General features: G+C 58.5%; 10 protein-coding genes. 5 read left to right on the top strand and 5 right to left on the bottom strand.

The genetic code is table 11. From position 1 onward, the window contains the following. Positions 1–19 precede the first annotated feature (19 nt). The 4 genes from AB4N43_RS02910 to AB4N43_RS02895 all read right to left on the bottom strand — a co-directional run bounded on the left by AB4N43_RS02910 (position 20) and on the right by AB4N43_RS02895 (position 7130). Positions 20–1441, bottom strand: coding sequence for an efflux transporter outer membrane subunit (locus AB4N43_RS02910; protein ID WP_027923229.1), 1422 nt, complete (start codon positions 1439–1441; stop codon positions 20–22). Continuing rightward, the gene (locus AB4N43_RS02905) at positions 1438–4632 is read right to left on the bottom strand and encodes an efflux RND transporter permease subunit (protein WP_027923228.1); all 3195 of its coding nucleotides are present in this window, start codon (positions 4630–4632) and stop codon (positions 1438–1440) included. The genes AB4N43_RS02910 and AB4N43_RS02905 overlap by 4 nt, the downstream gene beginning before the upstream one ends. Positions 4633–4647: 15 nt before the next feature. Further along, positions 4648–5901, bottom strand: a complete 1254-nt coding sequence (gene mexE, locus AB4N43_RS02900; protein ID WP_059182991.1) for a multidrug efflux RND transporter periplasmic adaptor subunit MexE — start codon at positions 5899–5901, stop codon at positions 4648–4650. A 311-nt stretch (positions 5902–6212) separates the two neighbouring features. Next, entirely contained in the window at positions 6213–7130 is a 918-nt protein-coding gene (locus AB4N43_RS02895) for a LysR family transcriptional regulator (RefSeq protein ID WP_059182990.1), read from the bottom strand. Between the two features lie 268 nt (positions 7131–7398). Between AB4N43_RS02895 and AB4N43_RS02890 the strand changes: the two genes are divergently transcribed. The 4 genes from AB4N43_RS02890 to pgm all read left to right on the top strand — a co-directional run bounded on the left by AB4N43_RS02890 (position 7399) and on the right by pgm (position 13655). Continuing rightward, entirely contained in the window at positions 7399–8421 is a 1023-nt protein-coding gene (locus AB4N43_RS02890) for a zinc-dependent alcohol dehydrogenase family protein (protein WP_027923225.1), read from the top strand. 559 nt (positions 8422–8980) lie between these two features. Further along, a complete protein-coding gene (locus AB4N43_RS02885; RefSeq protein WP_032833481.1) occupies positions 8981–10429 on the top strand; it encodes a hypothetical protein in 1449 nt (482 codons plus the stop codon). A 67-nt stretch (positions 10430–10496) separates the two neighbouring features. After that, on the top strand, positions 10497–11897 hold the full coding sequence (locus AB4N43_RS02880) for an aminotransferase-like domain-containing protein (protein ID WP_460153110.1): 1401 nt from the start codon (positions 10497–10499) through the stop codon (positions 11895–11897). A 111-nt stretch (positions 11898–12008) separates the two neighbouring features. Continuing rightward, positions 12009–13655, top strand: coding sequence for a phosphoglucomutase (alpha-D-glucose-1,6-bisphosphate-dependent) (pgm, locus tag AB4N43_RS02875; RefSeq protein ID WP_027923222.1), 1647 nt, complete (start codon positions 12009–12011; stop codon positions 13653–13655). Positions 13656–13718: 63 nt separating this feature from the next. Here pgm and AB4N43_RS02870 read toward each other — a convergent pair whose 3' ends face one another. Beyond that, on the bottom strand, positions 13719–14414 hold the full coding sequence (locus AB4N43_RS02870) for a pirin family protein (protein WP_027923221.1): 696 nt from the start codon (positions 14412–14414) through the stop codon (positions 13719–13721). A 237-nt stretch (positions 14415–14651) separates the two neighbouring features. Here AB4N43_RS02870 and AB4N43_RS02865 point away from each other — a divergent pair, with 237 nt between their 5' ends. Next, the gene (locus tag AB4N43_RS02865; RefSeq protein WP_460153108.1) at positions 14652–17123 is read left to right on the top strand and encodes a UvrD-helicase domain-containing protein; all 2472 of its coding nucleotides are present in this window, start codon (positions 14652–14654) and stop codon (positions 17121–17123) included. The last annotated feature ends 38 nt before the right edge of the window (positions 17124–17161 follow it).

Genomic DNA, 17161 nt, shown 5'->3' with positions numbered 1-17161 from the left:
AAAGGAGCGCTTTAACAACTTACTTGCTGGCGACGGTCTCCGGTTGCCAGCCACCGCCAAGGGCTTTGTAAATCGCGACAATGCCGCTATACAGTTCGGTTTCGGCCGATGCCTGGGTGTCTTCCGCTGCCAGTCGCTCGCGTTGCGCGTCCAGCAGGACGAGGAAGTCCGCCGTGCCTTCGCGATAGCGAATTTCGGCGAGGTCGGCGGCGGCTCGACTCGACTCGCTCTGACGAATCAGAGAGATCAAGCGTTGCTGACGCTTGCCGTAATCACTGAACGCGTTTTCCGACTCTTCCAGTGCCAACAACACTTGCTGCTCATAACTGGCCAGCGCGCCTTCGGCATCCGCATCCGCACCGCGAATACGGGCTTTTACACTGCCCAGGTCAAACGCGGCCCAGGTGATGCTTGGGCCCAGTGCCCAGGCGTTGGCTGCCGAGGACCCAATTTGCGAACCGCGTCCTGCCGTAAAACCAAGGAAGCCGCTGAGGCTGACCTGTGGGAACAAATCAGCCGTGGCCACGCCGATACGGGCGGTGGCAGACGCCAGTTTGCGCTCGGCGCTAAGGATGTCCGGACGACGTTGCAGCAGTTGACCCGGATCGCCAATCGGCAGCGCTTTGGCGATGGCCGGCAGGCTCTTGGGACTCAGGTCGACCGTCAGCTTGTCCGGGCGCTCACCCAGCAGGGTGGCGATACGGTTTTTTTGCCGAACCTGTTCGGCCTGCAATTGCGGCACGCTGGCTTCGACGGACGCCAAACGTGCATCGGCGCGCTCCACGTCCAACTGATCACCGACGCCGGCATCACGCAGGCTGATGGTGATCTTGCGTGACTCCTGTTGGTTCTCCAGGTTCGCCAAAGCGATCTTTTCGCGCAGTTGTGCACCCCGCAATTGACCGTAGGAATCCACCAGTTCGGCAATCATGGTGACTTGCAGTTGGTACAGATCGGCCTCGATGGCTTGCTGTTCGGCGTTGGCCGATTCCAGGTTGCGCTGGATACGGCCAAACAGGTCGATCTCCCACGCCATGTCCAGGCCCAGGTCGTAGCGTTCGCTGTTGACCCGTTTGGTGGTCTGGCCAGGGATTTGCCCTTTGCCCAGTTCACTGCTGGCCCGGCTGGTGATGGTCGGCATGGCGTCGTTGCTGATGTCATCGCGAATCGCCCGGGCCGCTTTCCAGCGGGCGAAGGCCACGCGCAAATCACGGTTGCCTTGCAGCGATTGAGTCACCAACTGATTAAGGGTCGGGTCCTCGAACTGCTGCCACCAGATGCCTTCGAAGTGCGAGCGGTCGAAGTTTTTCTGGCCGGCAGCGCCATCGGTAGCTGTGGTGATATGCGCCGGTTCAGTCGCAGGGGTCTTGTAGTCCGGGCCGACGGCACAGGCACTCAGGGCCAGTACCAGCAGGCTCGGAAGAAAGGCTTTCAAGCTCATTGTTGCGACTCCAGTTGCTTTTGAAGATTCAGCGCCTTGGCCGCCTTGCGCTTTTCACCGCGCTCCACAAAGTTGCGAATCAATACGTAGAACACCGGCGTCAGCAACAGACCGAAGAAGGTCACCCCGAGCATCCCGGAGAACACCGCTACACCCATGGCGTGACGCATTTCGGCACCGGCACCGCTGGAGAACACCAGAGGCACGACACCCATGATGAACGCGAAGGACGTCATCAGGATCGGCCGCAGACGCAAGCGGCAAGCTTCCAGCACCGCAGCGAGCGGGTTGAGGCCTTCGTCCTGCTGTTTGTCCTTGGCAAACTCGACGATCAGGATCGCGTTCTTACACGCAAGCCCCACCAGTACGATCAAGCCGATCTGGGTGAAGATGTTGTTGTCTCCACCCGAAGCAATCACACCGGTGATGGCCGACAGCAAGGTCATCGGTACGATCAGGATCACTGCCATTGGCAGGCTCCAGCTTTCGTACTGAGCCGCGAGTACCAGGAACGCCAGCAGTACGCAGAGCGGGAAGACGAACAGGGCGGTGTTGCCGGACAGAATCTGCTGGTAGGTCAGGTCGGTCCATTCGTAGGTCATGCCGTTCGGCAGTTCATCCTTGAGCAGTTTCTCGATGGCTTTTTCGGCCTGGCCAGAGCTGTAGCCCGGGGCGGCGGCGCCGTTGATTTCAGCGGTGATGAAGCCGTTGTAGTGCATCACGCGGTCCGGCCCCGAGGTGTCGCTGACCTTGATGAAGGTCGCCAGCGGGATCATTTCGCCTTTGTTGTTGCGCACTTTCAGCTGACCGATCTGGTCCGGTTCAAGACGGAATTGTTGTTCAGCCTGAACGTTGACCTGGTAGGTACGACCAAAGCGGTTGAAGTCGTTGGCATACAGCGAACCCAGGTAGATCTGCAGGGTGTCGAAGATGTCACTGACGGCCACGCCATGAGTCTTGGCTTTTTCCCGGTCGATGGCGGCATCGACCTGCGGCACGTTCACGGTGTAGCTGGTGAACAGGGCGGCCAGTTCCGGCACGTTGTGGCTTTTGTTGATGATGTTCATGGTTTCTTTGTACAGCTCGTCGTAGCCGAGGTTGCCCTTGTCTTCGATCTGCAGGCGGAAACCACCGATGGTGCCCAGACCCTGTACTGGCGGCGGCGGGAAGATCGCCATGTAGGCTTCTTGAATCCCGGCGAACTGGCCGTTCAAGGCACCGGCAATGGCACCGGCGGACATGCTCGGGTCTTTACGCTCGTCGAACGGCTTCAAGGTCACGAACACGATGCCGGCGTTAGGACTGTTGGTGAAGCCGTTGATCGACAGGCCGGGGAAGGCCACTGCGCTTTCCACGCCAGGCTGTTTCAGGGCCAGGTCGGACATGCGTTTGATCACGTCTTCGGTACGGTCCAGGCTCGAAGCGTCCGGCAGTTGCGCGAAGGCCACCAGGTATTGTTTGTCCTGGCCGGGTACGAAGCCGGTCGGGGTGTGGGCGAAACCGAAGAAGGTCAGCACCATCAGGCCTGCGTACAACAGCAGGGCAATACCGCTGCTGCGGATAACCCGGGCTACGGTGCCGACATAGCCATGGCTGGCGCGTTCGAAGAACCGGTTGAACGGACGGAACAGCCAACCGCCCAACAGTTTATCAAGCACTTTGGTAAAGCGATCTTTCGGCGCACTGTGGCTCTTGAGCAGCACGGCGGCCAGGGCAGGGGACAGTGTCAGCGAGTTGAACGCCGAGATCACGGTCGAGATGGCAATGGTCAGGGCAAACTGTTTGTAGAACTGGCCGGTGAGTCCGGAAATGAACGCCGCCGGGATAAATACCGCACACAGCACCAGCGCCGTCGCGATGATCGGCCCGGTCACCTCCCGCATGGCTTTCTTGGTGGCTTCTACGGGCGTTTCTCCCAGCTCGATGTGCCTCTCCACGTTCTCCACCACCACGATGGCATCGTCCACCACGATACCGATCGCCAGTACCAACCCGAACAGCGACAGGGCGTTCAACGAGAAGCCGAACAAGTGCATCACCGCGAACGTGCCGATCAGCGACACCGGTACGGCTACCAATGGAATGATCGAGGCGCGCCAGGTTTGCAGGAACAGAATCACCACCAACACAACGAGAATCAGTGCTTCGAAGAGGGTGTGAACAACGGCTTCGATGGAGCCGCGAACGAAGATCGTCGGGTCGTAGACGATGCTGAAGTCCATGCCTTCCGGGAAGTTCTTCTTCAGCTCGGCCATCTTGTCGCGCACTTCGTTGGAGATTTCGATCGCATTGGAACCAGGACGCTGGAAGATCGGGATCGCCACCGCCGGTTGGTTGTTCAGCAACGAGCGCAGGGCGTATTGGCTGGAGCCCAGTTCAACGCGGGCAATGTCTTTGAGGCGAGTGATTTCACCGTTATCGCCGGAGCGAATGATGATGTTCTCGAACTCTTCTTCCGAAACCAGACGACCTTGAGTGTTGACCGACAGCTGGAAAGCCGTGGCATTTGGCGCAGGAGGAGCGCCCAGTGCACCGGCGGCCACTTGACGGTTCTGCTCACGAATCGCGGTCACCACATCGGTGGCGGTCAGGTTACGCGAAGCGGTCTTGTTCGGATCGAGCCAGACGCGCAGCGAGTAATCGCCCATGCCGAACAATTGCACATCACCGACCCCGCCCAGACGCGCCAGCTCATCCTTGATGTTGAGCAGGGCATAGTTGGACAGGTAAAGCATGTCGTAGCGTTTGTCCGGCGAGGTCAAGTGCACAACCATGGTCAGGTCGGGCGAAGCCTTGTCGACAGTGATACCGATGCGCGTCACTTCTTCTGGAAGTTTCGGCTCGGTCCGGGTGACCCGGTTCTGTACCTGCACCTGCGCATTGTCCAGGTCAGTGCCCAGCGCGAAGGTGATGGTCAGGGTGATTTTGCCGTCAGCGGTGGACTGCGAGGACATGTACAGCATGTTCTCGACGCCGGTGATGGCTTGCTCCAGCGGAGCGGCCACCGTTTCACCGATGACTTTAGGGTTGGCACCCGGGAAGTTGGCGCGGACCACAACGGTCGGCGGCACCACCTCCGGGTATTCACTGATTGGCAACTGGAACAGCGAGATAGCGCCGGCGATCAGGATCAACAGCGAGAGCACCGCTGCGAAGATCGGCCGTGAAATGAAGAATTGGGAAAAATTCATCGGAGTCGTTGTCCCTTAACCGCGTGGAGTCGCAGCAGCCAGTTTCACAACCTCACCCGGCGCGACCTTGGCAGGTGCGACTTGGGGCAGGTTGCTGGCTTCCAGCGCTTGTCGTTGTTGAGCCAAGGCCGCGAGGGTTTGTTCGCTGGCCATCGGGATCACTTCAGGGGTGACCGGCGAGCCAGGGCGAACCCGTTGCAGCCCCTTGACGATGACGGTGTCATCTTTGTTCAGGCCGTTGCGCACGATGCGCAAACCTTCGATCTTTGGTCCCAGTTCGACGGCGCGGTACGCCGTTTTGTTGTCGGCATCCATCACCAGTACGAATTTTTTGCCCAGATCGGTACCGACCGCTTCGTCATTGATCAGCACGGCGGAGTAGGTGCCGCTGCCGACCAGTTTCAGACGCGCATAAAGGCCCGGGGTGTAGCTGCCGTCTGCGTTGTCGAAGACTGCGCGACCACGGATGGTGCCGGTTTTCGGGTTGACCTGGTTGTCGACGAAGTTCATCACGCCCTGGTGCGGGTTGCCGTCTTCGTTGGACAGGCCCATGTAAACCGGGGTGGTGGCGCCGCGTTTACCCTGGCGAGCGAGTTGGGTGTACTTGAGGAATACACGTTCGTCAGCGTCGAAGTAGGCGTAGACCTTATCGGTGGAAACAACGCTGGTCAGCGGCGTGGTGTCCGCAGTCACCAGGTTACCGGCAGTGATTTCTGCACGGCTGACACGACCACTGATGGGCGCGGTGACGCGGGTGAAGCTCAGGTTCAGTTTGGCCAGGTCCAGTTGCGCCTGGAGGGCACCGACAGCGGCGCGGGCTTCTTGAGCGGCACTGGTACGCGAATCGGCCAGTTCGGCGGAGATCGCGTTGCTGGTGCGAAGACGCTCGCCGCGCTGGGCTTCGTTTTCACTGCGGGTGGCGTTGGCGCGGGACTGGGCAACCAGGGCTTCGAGACGGCGAACCTCGGCCTGGAATGGACGCGGGTCTATCTGGAACAGCAAGTCGCCTTTCTTGACCAGAGCGCCTTCCGTAAACGCTACGTCATCAATCTGACCGGAGACCCGTGGACGAATTTCTACGGTTTCCGGCGCTTCAAGGCGCCCGGTGAATTCGTCCCACTCGTTGATCGGTTGTTCCAGCACCTTGGCGACGCTGACCTTCGCCGCGGGCATGGTCGCGGCAGACTCCGGCGCCTTGCCGCAGGCGCTCATCACCAGTACGGCCAACATGGCCAATGGGAAGCGCAAATGTTTGAGTGACTGTTCCATGGATGCATCCGCCAATGTATTGAGAATGGACGGATCATGAGCGGCGAGGGTGTATCTCACGAATCGAATGAAGCGAAGGTAACTATCATTCGGAATGATATGAGGCTCGGGCGAGCTCTCTAGCATGCACCTTTGGCTAATCCGTGATCAATTGAATTGATGACAATTCAGTGTTGCGGGGAATGCAAAGGACAGACTTGGAACCGAGTCGTGGCCATCGCGGGCAAGCCACGCTCCCACAGGGCAATGCATTCCAATGTGGGAGCGGGCCTGCTCGCGAAGAGGCCGGAAGCCTTAACCCAAACTTAAGATCAGGCGAGGCTATCCGGATCCCCAAAAAACATCTGAATCCGCGACCGTAACCAACGTTCACCGGGGTCATTATCCTGCGACCCACGCCAGGCCATGTGCAATTCAAAACTGCGCACCGGCAGCGGTGGGTCTTCAGCCCGGACACCGCCAGCCGCTGTCAACGCTTCGGCGGTGTAATCCGGCACGGTCGCCACAATGTCGGTGCCACTGATGAGCGTGCTCAGCCCGTTGAACTGCGGCACCGCCAGCACGACATGCCGTTTGCGCCCAAGCTTTTCCAGTTCGTCATCTATAAAGCCGCTCAGGTCACCGGCGAACGACACCAATGCATGCGGCCTGGCGCAGAAGTCATCCAGGCTCAACGGCCCTGGCACGGTGTCGGCGCGCAATAGCTTCGGCATGCTGCGGCGCAGCACTTTGCGCTTGGCGTTGGCCGGCAGGTCGGCGGTGTAGCTGACGCCGATGGAAATCTCGCCCGACGCCAGCAGGCTCGGCATCAGGATGTAATTGGCCCGACGCACCACCAGTACGATCCCGGGGGATTCGGCACGCAAACGCTTGAGCAGCATCGGCAACAGAGCGAATTCGACATCATCCGACAGCCCAATGCGGAACACCGCCGTGCTGGTGGCCGGATCAAACTCCGCCGCACGGCTGACGGCCGTGGAAATCGAGTCCAGCGCGGGGGAGAGCAGGGCGAAGATTTCTATCGCCCGGGCGGACGGTTCCATGCTGCGACCTGTGCGCACGAACAACGGATCATCGAACAGCCCGCGCAGGCGTGAAAGCGCCGCACTGATGGCCGGCTGGCCGAGAAACAGCTTCTCTGCAGCGCGGGTCACGCTACGTTCGTGCATCAGTGTTTCGAAAACGATTAACAGGTTCAGGTCGACACGACGCAGGTCATTACGATTCATCTGGAGTCCTGGCAGAGTCATCAAGCTTGACGAGAGCGGCCATATGAGAACAATGGCCGGCATGAATCTTACGGGGAAAGGCTGCTACTCTGCACCGTGTAATTCAGTTTTTCCTGAAGGGCCGCTTCGATTTTCACGACATTTGATGATGTCGCCGGTGCTGCGGAATCAATGACAGGCATGTCGACTATTAATAGCCACTGATAGTCTTGGGTAGAAAGCCCAGATAGAGTTCATGGCATTAGAGGTTACTTTGACGAGGTTTGCGATGTCCCGCACGATCCGTTTTCACAAGTTTGGTCCAGCCGAGGTGCTCAAATGCGAAGAGCATGCGGCGGCACTTCCTGCTCCGGGCGAAGTGCAGGTGCGTGTCGAGGCGATTGGCATCAGCTGGTATGACACGCTTTGGCGCCAGAACCTGGCGTCGTCCCATGCTCGTCTGCCTGCAGGCATCGGCCAGGAAATGTCAGGTGTCGTGACGGCGCTCGGTGAGGGTGTCGATGACCTGGCAGTCGGTGACAAGGTCGCCAGCTTCCCGTCTCAAAGCCCGAACGACTATCCCGTGTACGGCGAGCAGATTGTTTTGCCGCGCTCGGCACTGACCCGGTATCCGGATGTGCTGACTCCGGTCGAAGCGGCCGTGCATTACACGCCGTTGTTGATCGCTTATTTCGCTTACGTCGATCTGGCACGCATCAAACCCGGGCAGTTCGTGCTGGTGACTGACGCTAGCCATTGTGCCGGACCATCGTTCGTACAACTGGGCAAAGCCTTGGGTGTACGTGTGATTGCCGCCACCAAAACGGCGGAAGAACGCGAAAACCTGTTGGCACTGGGTGCCGAGAAAGTCATCGTCACCGAAGAAGAAGATCTGCTGATGCGGATCAACAAAATCACCGATAACCGCGGTGTGGATGTGGTGTTCGACGGGTTGGGCGGGCCGCAGATGTCGTTGCTGGGCGATGTGCTCGCACCGCGTGGCAGCCTGGTGTTGTACGGCCTTCAAGGCGGCAACCAGACGCCGTTCCCGGCCTGTGCAGCGTTCCAGAAGAACATACAGTTCTTTGTGCACTGTATCGGCAACTTCACCGGCAAGCCGGAACTGGGCATCATCCAGGATGAGGTCGCACTGCAACGTGCGTTGCGTGACATCAATCAGATGACGGCTGACCGTGTGCTGCTGCCGCTCAAGACTCGGGTCTTTCCGTTTTCCGAGTTTGTCGAGGCACACCGCTATATGGACGAATGCCCATGCCGCGAGCGGGTTGCCCTTCAGGTCGAACCTGCGTAACACGCCCCAATAAAAGTCCGTGCTTGCACGGACTTTTTCGTTCTCCCTCCGAAAATATGAGGCTCCCGTCAATTCATGACGGGTCAGTTCAGCAACTGAACTGGTTTTTGCCCTCAATCTGTATCTTCTAATCATCATATAAGCCCCGATAATTGAATGATTACTTTCATCTCAAGGAATGAGCTATGGCCAGGTATCGGGCAGATACTTTTCAATGCGCTCCGGCAATACAAACTCAACTATTAATGAGTTATCGATCGGTTGCCGAAAAAACACAGGTAACTTCTTTCTTTATTTGTCGTGCTACTTGTCTGTGGGACGTTGTCGGATATTTCCTAGGATGTCTCCGGTCGTCGCCCGGTGCCCGGCTTGTGGGGCTTGGAGGCGCGTGGTTGTCAGGAGGGTTAACGGTCGGCTGCAATCATTTCAAATAATGACTAAAAACTAAGTGTTAGCATTTGATATCAGGCGCAACACTCTAATCATGACCGGCAACCCATTGCGCAATGCATGGCGTTGTTTGCGTGACATCGAACCTATGAGTAACAGGTAGACAATAATGACCAATACCCATGATCAGGCAATGAACTATGTTTATCAGCAAGTACTGCAGCGATTACTGAGTTTCTTTTCCCGGGCCGAGCGCACTGCATTGCAGTTGATGATTCAGCGCGTGGTGGTCGCCGCCGGTGGCATGGAGCGAATTGGCGAGTTCAAGGTGCTGACGATCCAGTCTGGGAGCCGTGACAGTTGTTACACCCTGGCGTTGCTGCGTGCCGCGCAATTGAGCATCGCCGGGCGCGCACCGGCGACCTTCCAGCTGCGTGTGGCGACCTTGCGCTCGAACAGCATCGCTTCGACGGCGCTTGAAAACATCCATCACAGCTGCAGCGCCTTGTTTCTCTACGACGATCCACGGGTTGAAGTGTTGATGGTCGATAACCGCGAGGTCCTGCCGTTCAATCACGCCGTGGCGATCTCCGAAGGCGGTCGCGAATCAAATCGCCTCAATCTGTTGATGGTCGGTCACCGTCGAACCTGGCACGACCCCCTTGACCTGTGGGATGACGGGTACCTGGCAACCGGCGAGTTCTATGGGCAAATTGCCCGTTGGGACCGCGGTGTCGATGCCTTGGTCAGCAGCGATTCACCTCGCCAGCAAAAGCAGTTCATGGATGGATTGAACCGTGCTGCGGCGAAGGCGGGGTTTGCGATGTCGGCTCAGCCAGAGACCAGCTATGAGCAGCTCTTCGCACGGCTCGATGCGCTGGGCAGCGACTGCTATCGCGAGTTTTACCCCGGCCACGATCAGCCGGCATGGCGTCCAGCAGAGCGTTTTGAGGCGTGTCGCCGCGCAACGTTCATCGACATCCACGACATGCTGGTCAGCAATCTGGAGGAGCGCTGGCCGCTGCTCACAGAGTTCCTCAAGTTTCAACCTGACGAGCTGACGGCTCAGTCGGGTGATAACGAATACGTGAGCTTTTCGATTTCTGCGCATCTGCGTGGGCTACAAGCCTGTTTCGTGCAGGGTCGGACCTATGAAGCCGGCATTGTTGACTATGTTCAGCGGCAATTGGTCATGATGCGTCGCAAGCACCTTCCGGAGTATGCATACGAGCAGGTATTGCGGGCATATGGCAATCCAGATCAGCGTGAACTGGCGGCGGCCGAGGCCCAAAGATGCCTCTGCCTGAACGAAGCTCAACTGGTGTGTTTACTGTTCGCACCCTTTGTCGAGAAAGGCGCGTCGCTTGAGCATTTTCTGCGTCAATGCCATCCCGGCATGCTCGTGGCGCTACCCGAACTGCATCGCGCGATGCAGGGCAAGCCTGCGCCCGAGCAGGTGTTGCAATGGATGGTCGACGTCAGCGGGCTGCCCGTCAGCCTGATCGGTACGCTGTACCACATGGGGCCGGTGGCCAGTGGCGAGACTGCGGGCAAGGGGCTGCAAGCCGATATGAGGGTGATTGACGCCGTGACGGGCGAACGGTCAACGGGGCGTTGAAAGTGCCTCGCTTGATAACGCCCGTCCGGATCCATCGGGCTGCGCCCATCGTGTGCAGTCATCGCTCATGAAAGGCCCCCGAGAAACCGACTTCGCTTATCAGGCGGTGTATCGCTACCTGACTCATCTGATCAGCGAACCGGTCAGCGACACACGTGTGCGGCTTCCGTCATTACGACAGCTGGCGGAGCGTCTGAGCGTGTCGATATCGACCATTCAGTACGCCTATTCGCTGCTGGAAAAGGAAGGGCGCGTCTATTCGGTGGCCAAATCCGGTTATTACGCACTTCCGGTGTCGTTCATCCGGCCACCGTGCAGCGGCAATGACCTGCTCGAGACGGTTTATGTGAATGCCAGGCGACCGGGAATGCTGGTAATGAGCGCTGACGAACCCGCATTGCTGCAGCCGTTGGACAGCCCGCTATTGCTGTTGGAGAGAGAACTGTTGCGCCAATATCCGCGCCAGCCGCAACCGACGTCCCAACCCTGTGGCGAACGGGAGCTGCGCGCAGCGCTGGCGGCGCGATATACCTCCTCTCCGACACGTTGCTGGCACGCCGACGATGTCTACATCGGTGCTGATCTGCGGGGTGTGCTGGAAATATTGATCGCGGTGCTTTGCCTCAAGGACGCCACGGTTGTGGTGGAGTCTCCGTGCGACTGGTCGATTTTGCGGTTGTTGCAGGACTTGGACGTCAAGGTCATTGAGGTGTCGTTACAAGCGGATGGCTGCCTGGACCTTGACCATCTGCAAACGCTGCTGGAGACCGAACCCGTTCGACTGATGATGTTGTCATCCGGCCTGAACATGCCGCGCGGCAGTGTGGTCGATGAAAGCAACAGGCTATCAACCGTGCAGTTGCTGGCGCGGCACGGCAGTTGGGTGCTTGAGAACGACTGTTACGGCGATCTTGAATTTGAACCCTCTGGCCCACGGTTCCGCGATTTGCTGGACCCGGACCGACTGATCGTGTTTTCCACATTCGAGAAGGTTATCGGGCCTGAAGCGCCTTACGGCTATGTGCTTTCGCGGCAACTGCGAGGTGAGCTGCAGCGACACTTTCTGCTGCGCTCGTTCCGGTTGTCGCCGATCCGTCAGAAAGCCATTGCGCGCCTGTACAACAATGGTCGCATCGATCAGCACTTGTTGGTGCTGCGCCGGCTCCTCAAGGAGCGCAAAGTACAGATGACCCAATTGCTGGAGGAACGACTGGCAGACGCGTTGCACTTCGTCGACCCCCAGGGCGGCGCGACGATCTGGGTGCGCTCGTTACGTCAGGTTGATGTGCGCGGCGTGTTCCACCGCCTGCTCAAACAGCAGGTAGTGGTGGCCCCCGGGGAATTATTCAGCTTGCGCGGGCTGCATGCGCAACATTTGCGGCTGAGCCATACCTTTGGTGGTGAGCATGACCTTGGCGTAGCGTTGGGTTTGCTGGGGGATGCCTTGCGTCTGGAAGCGATCGATTGAGCGACGCGGGATAACATCCGCGAGCCTCATGGATCTATAACATCGCGTTGCGGTCGAACTGCCAGTAAACTGCGATCCAATTCCTGAACCACTCAATTTCAGAGGTTTTGCATGACACTCAGTCCTTTTGCGGGCAAACCGGCACCGGCAGAATTGTTGGTCGATATCCCGCGACTGGTAACGGCCTATTACACTGGCCAGCCTGACGCCGCCATCTCAACCCAGCGTGTAGCCTTTGGCACTTCCGGGCACAGGGGCAGCTCGTTCGACTTGAGTTTCAACGAGTGGCACGTCTTGGCGATCAGCCAGGCGATCTGCCTGTACCGTGAAGCCCAGGGAATCACCGGTCCGTTGTTCGTCGGGATCGACACTCACGCACTGTCCACGCCAGCCGGTGCCAGCGCCCTGGAAGTGTTGGCCGCCAACGGCGTCACGGTGATGATTGCCGAAGGGGACGAATACACACCGACCCCGGCCATTTCCCACGCAATCCTTTGCTACAACCGTGGCCGTACTTCGGGGCTGGCGGACGGTATCGTCATTACGCCGTCGCACAACCCGCCGCAAAGCGGTGGCTACAAATACAACCCTACCAACGGTGGTCCGGCCGATACCCACATCACCAAGTGGATCGAAGCCAAGGCCAACGAACTGCTGGCGGCCAAACTCGCTGGCGTCAAACGCATCAGCTACGAGCAGGCGCTGAAAGCCAGCACAACCCATCGCCACGATTACCTCAACACTTACGTGGCTGATCTGATCAACGTGATCGACTTCGACGCCATCCGTGACGCCAAGCTGCGTCTGGGCGTTGATCCATTGGGCGGAGCAGGGGTGCGCTACTGGTCGGCGATTGCCGAGCATTACCGTCTGGACCTCGACGTGGTCAATACACAGGTCGATCCGACGTTCCGCTTCATGACCGTCGACTGGGATGGTCAGATCCGCATGGACCCATCGTCCACCCACGCGATGCAAGGCTTGATCGGTCTGAAAGATCGCTACGACGTCGCGTTTGGCTGCGACCCGGATCACGACCGTCACGGCATCGTTACGCCGTCCGGTGGTTTGTTGGCACCGAACAACTACCTCGCGGTATCGATTGACTACCTGTTCCAGAACCGTCCGCATTGGCGCGCCGACGCTGCCGTGGGCAAAACCGTGGTCAGCAGCGGCTTGATTGATCGCGTGGCCAAGCGTCTGGGCCGTCGTCTGTATGAAGTGCCGGTGGGCTTCAAATGGTTTGCCGACGGCTTGTTCGACGGTTCCCTGGGTTTTGGCGGAGAAGAAAGCGCTGGTGCCTCGTTCCTGCGCAAGGACGGCGGCGTCTGGAGTACCGACAAGGACGGCCTGATCCCGGCATTGCTGGCCGCAGAAATGACCGCTCGCACCGGTCGCGACCCAAGCCAGGCCTATCGCGCGTTGACCGATGAACTCGGCGAACCGTTCTCGGTGCGCGTGGATGCCAAGGCCAACCCTGAACAGAAAGCCTTGCTGAGCAAGCTGTCGCCAGACCAGGTCACCTCGACTCAACTGGCGGGCGAAGCGATCCAGAGCATTCTCAGCCACGCACCCGGCAATGACCAGGCGATTGGCGGCCTGAAGGTCATGACCGAAAATGGCTGGTTCGCGGCTCGTCCGTCGGGCACTGAAGACATCTACAAGATCTACGCTGAAAGCTTTGTGAGCGATGACCACCTCAAGCAGTTGGTGGCAGAGGCTCAAACGCTGGTGGATGGCGCCATCGCAGCCAAGTAATCCAGACAGTAAAAAGGGGCGACCATCACGGTCGCCCCTTTTTTGTGCCTGGCGTTTACTGAATCACGCGAGGTCTACCAGGACAATTTCGCTGTCCTCAATCGCTGTCACTCGCAACACCTGCTCATCGGCCACCGCAACCCCGTCTCGAGCTTGCGCACGTAAGCCATTGACTTCAATCACACCCGTGGCCGGAACCAGGTAGGCGCGACGCCCATTGTCCAGATGATACTCGGCAGATTCCCCAGCCTTCAGGTTCGCCGCCACCAGCCGAGCATCAGCACGGATGCGCAGGCTCTGATCATCGCCGGACTTGCCGCTGGCCAACGTGACGAAACCTTCACGATCACCTTTGGGGAATGGCTTGGCTCCCCAGGACGGCGCAAGCCCGGATTCGTTGGGGATGATCCAGATCTGGAAGATCTTGGTGGGTGTCGCTTCCAGGTTGTACTCGCTGTGGGCGATGCCGGTGCCGGCACTCATGACCTGAACGTCGCCGGCTTCGGTACGGCCCTTGTTGCCCAGGTTGTCTTCGTGAGTAATCGCACCTTCACGGACGTAGGTAATGATTTCCATGTCCCGGTGCGGGTGTTTTGGAAACCCGGTGCCGGAGGCAATCACGTCATCGTTCCAGACCCGCAAGTTGCCCCAGTTCATGCGCTTGGGGTCATGGTACTCGGCGAACGAAAAGTGGTGATGAGCATCCAACCAGCCATGATGGGCACCGCCCAGGGAGTTGAAGGGTCTGAGTTCGAGCATGATCGTCTCCTGAAAGGGGGGTTAATGGCGAGCATCATCTATCAGGTACTCATCGATAAAAAGCGTAAAAAATGCTGCATTACCATCGAATTTACTGATGTGAAATAACCTCGAAAGTTTCTCATCCAGCCTTCACTTCATCGCATAAGCCAATGACCTGTAAGCATTTCACTAGAACTCAAAGGCAAATGCAGACACCATAGCCCGCAACAGCCTCACACCCTGGAGTCAGCCCGCGTGCCGCAACACACCCCCGATCTTCCGCCCGAACTTCGTCCCTTGGCCGAGATGCCGTTGCTCAAGCGCCTGGCCGCCCGGTTCTTCGGTCATGGCTTGACCCGACTGCGTGCGCAGCACCGCGCTTCCTGGCTACACGGGCAAGCCGACGGTTTTCGCAGCGGTCACAGCGCGGGGTTTGAGTACGGCTTCAAGGAAGGCAAGGACGAAGGGCTGGAGCAAGGCCGGCAAGTGCTGCTGATCCGCGATTCGCGCTCAACCGAACATCGGCCGCCCAATGTCGATGACAATCTGTTTGACGACTGGCGCCTGCCATTAAGTGCGGAGTTAAAGAAGCGCATGAAGGCCGATGTGGCCCGGCTGCTGCCACCCCATGCCCAGCCGAGCGTTGCGCAGTGGAAGATGATCTTCAGCGACACGCCGTCAACGTCGGTGATTGCCGGGGCAGGCGCCGGCAAGTCGACCACGCTGGTGCTGCGTATCCTGTTGCTGACCCACTATCTGGGCTTCGAACTGGATTCGATGACCGTCGTGACCTTTACCCGCGAATCGCGCAAAGACTTCATTAATAAGCTGATCGAACTGTTCGCGCTGTGGGGCCGGCCGCTGAGCCTCAAAGAGGCGCGTGATCTGGTGCGCACCTTCCATTCGCGCATTCTGCCGATGGTTCGCAGCCTGCCGGGGTTCGAGCGTCTGCAAGCCTTCGAAAACCTAAGCAACCGCACGCAAAACGCCGACGAAGACGTCGACAGCAATCCGTTCGATCTGCGAATCAATGACGCTCAGCGACAGCAGCTCAATGCCTGCTATCACCAGTTGCATACCCGCAATGAACGCTTTCGCGAGTTGATCAGGCCTTTGTCTCGCCATGCCTTGCAGCTCAAGGAGCTGGAACGCGACCATCCCGACGTGCAAAAACGCGTGGCCGTGACCGAACTGGCGGCCAGGCGCGATGAAGAACTGTGCGACGCCATTGAAGACCTGTGGTTTCGCGCGGGTGCCTGGCCAATCACGGGTATCGAACCCAATCGGCAATCCTTCGATATCAACGGCGCGACGTTCCATTGTCACGGTTACATCCCAAGCCTCGATGCGTGGGTCGTGCTGGGGTTTGATCCGCGGGAAAACCCGCAGGTCTGCCGCCCGAATGCCAAGTTGACTGTCCGTGCAGAATGGGCAGTAAAGCGTACCCTGTTTCAAGCTTTCTGCCGTAAACCATTGATATGGTTAGATAGTTACGAGTCTTCAAAGCGTGTTTTGGCCTCGCTGGCAGGTGATGCCAGCGCCGGTCCGGGCTTTGATTACAAGGTCAAAGGTGAGCTGGCTTCGGCGCCGTTACTCGATTGTTTTGTCGCGGCTGCCGGTTTTATAGAAAACCTCGGTCTGGATGTTTCGAACGCTGTTGGCCAGATGAGTTTCGCCAAGGACGACCCCGACCGATTCTTCTTCGAGGCCTTGAGCTTGTTCTGGCGAGCGCTGGAAGATCATCTGCTCGATCAGAAACCACCGGTGATGACCTACAACCGGATGTTTGCCTTGTTCAGCGAGCACTCACCGGAAAACCTGAAGTTGTTGAGCGATGAACTGCTGCGGCCACTGTCACACCTGATGATCGACGAATTTCAGGACGTATCGCCACAAATCGTCTCCTGGATTCGCGCCAGCCTGACCGAGATCCGCAGTCGAGGCCCGGCAATGCACGTTGGGCGCGGTGCACAACGCTCATCTCTGCTGTGTGTGGGGGATGACTGGCAGTCCATTTATGGCTGGCGCGGCAGTTCGCCGACGTACTTCATGGAGTTCAACAAAGAGTTCCGGTCGCCCAACACCACCAAAGTCATGCTCAGCGACAACTATCGCAGCCATCAACACATCATCGACGCCGCCGAGCATATCGTTCGCGCGGCACCGGCCATCGCTGGCAAGAAAGCCAAAGCCAGCGGCGAGCCTAAAGCGCTATTGCCGGTAAACGTCCTGGACCGGGACGATCAAGGCATGGCCCAGCGCTTGATGGAGCATTACCGAAAGGGTGATTCAATCTTGATGCTTTATCGAAAAAGCAGCGATAAGTTATTGATTGAACAGCATATTAAGCCTGTAGTTAATGTGGATTCGAGCTTACCTTATGAGTCACGCCGACTAAAACAACTGACGTATCACAGTGCCAAAGGCTTGCAGGCCGACGCGGTGTTCTTGCTCGGCGATTGCCAGCATCTGACCAGCTCACCGTACAAGAATCAGGTGTACAGGATGGCGGGACTCGGCAAGTCCGGGGACAGCGAGCCCTATGACAGCGCGCAAAGGGACGAAATCCTGCGACTGGCTTACGTCGGCATCACCCGTGCCGTCAGTCATTGCTACTGGTATGTCGAGGGGCAGGACACGGCGGCGAATATGCCCAAGGCATCTGACCGGATCGGCAGCGGCAAAGCGTTTTTCGCCGATCATCGGGTCGGCCAGAAAGGGGCGTGATCCTGAGTCGTCTCCCACTAAAAAGCCCACATGATGTG

Source organism: Pseudomonas sp. S2_B07 (assembly GCF_054668435.1).
The sequence above is the reverse complement of the archived record's forward strand: the minus strand, read 5'-3'. Positions and strand labels throughout refer to the sequence as shown.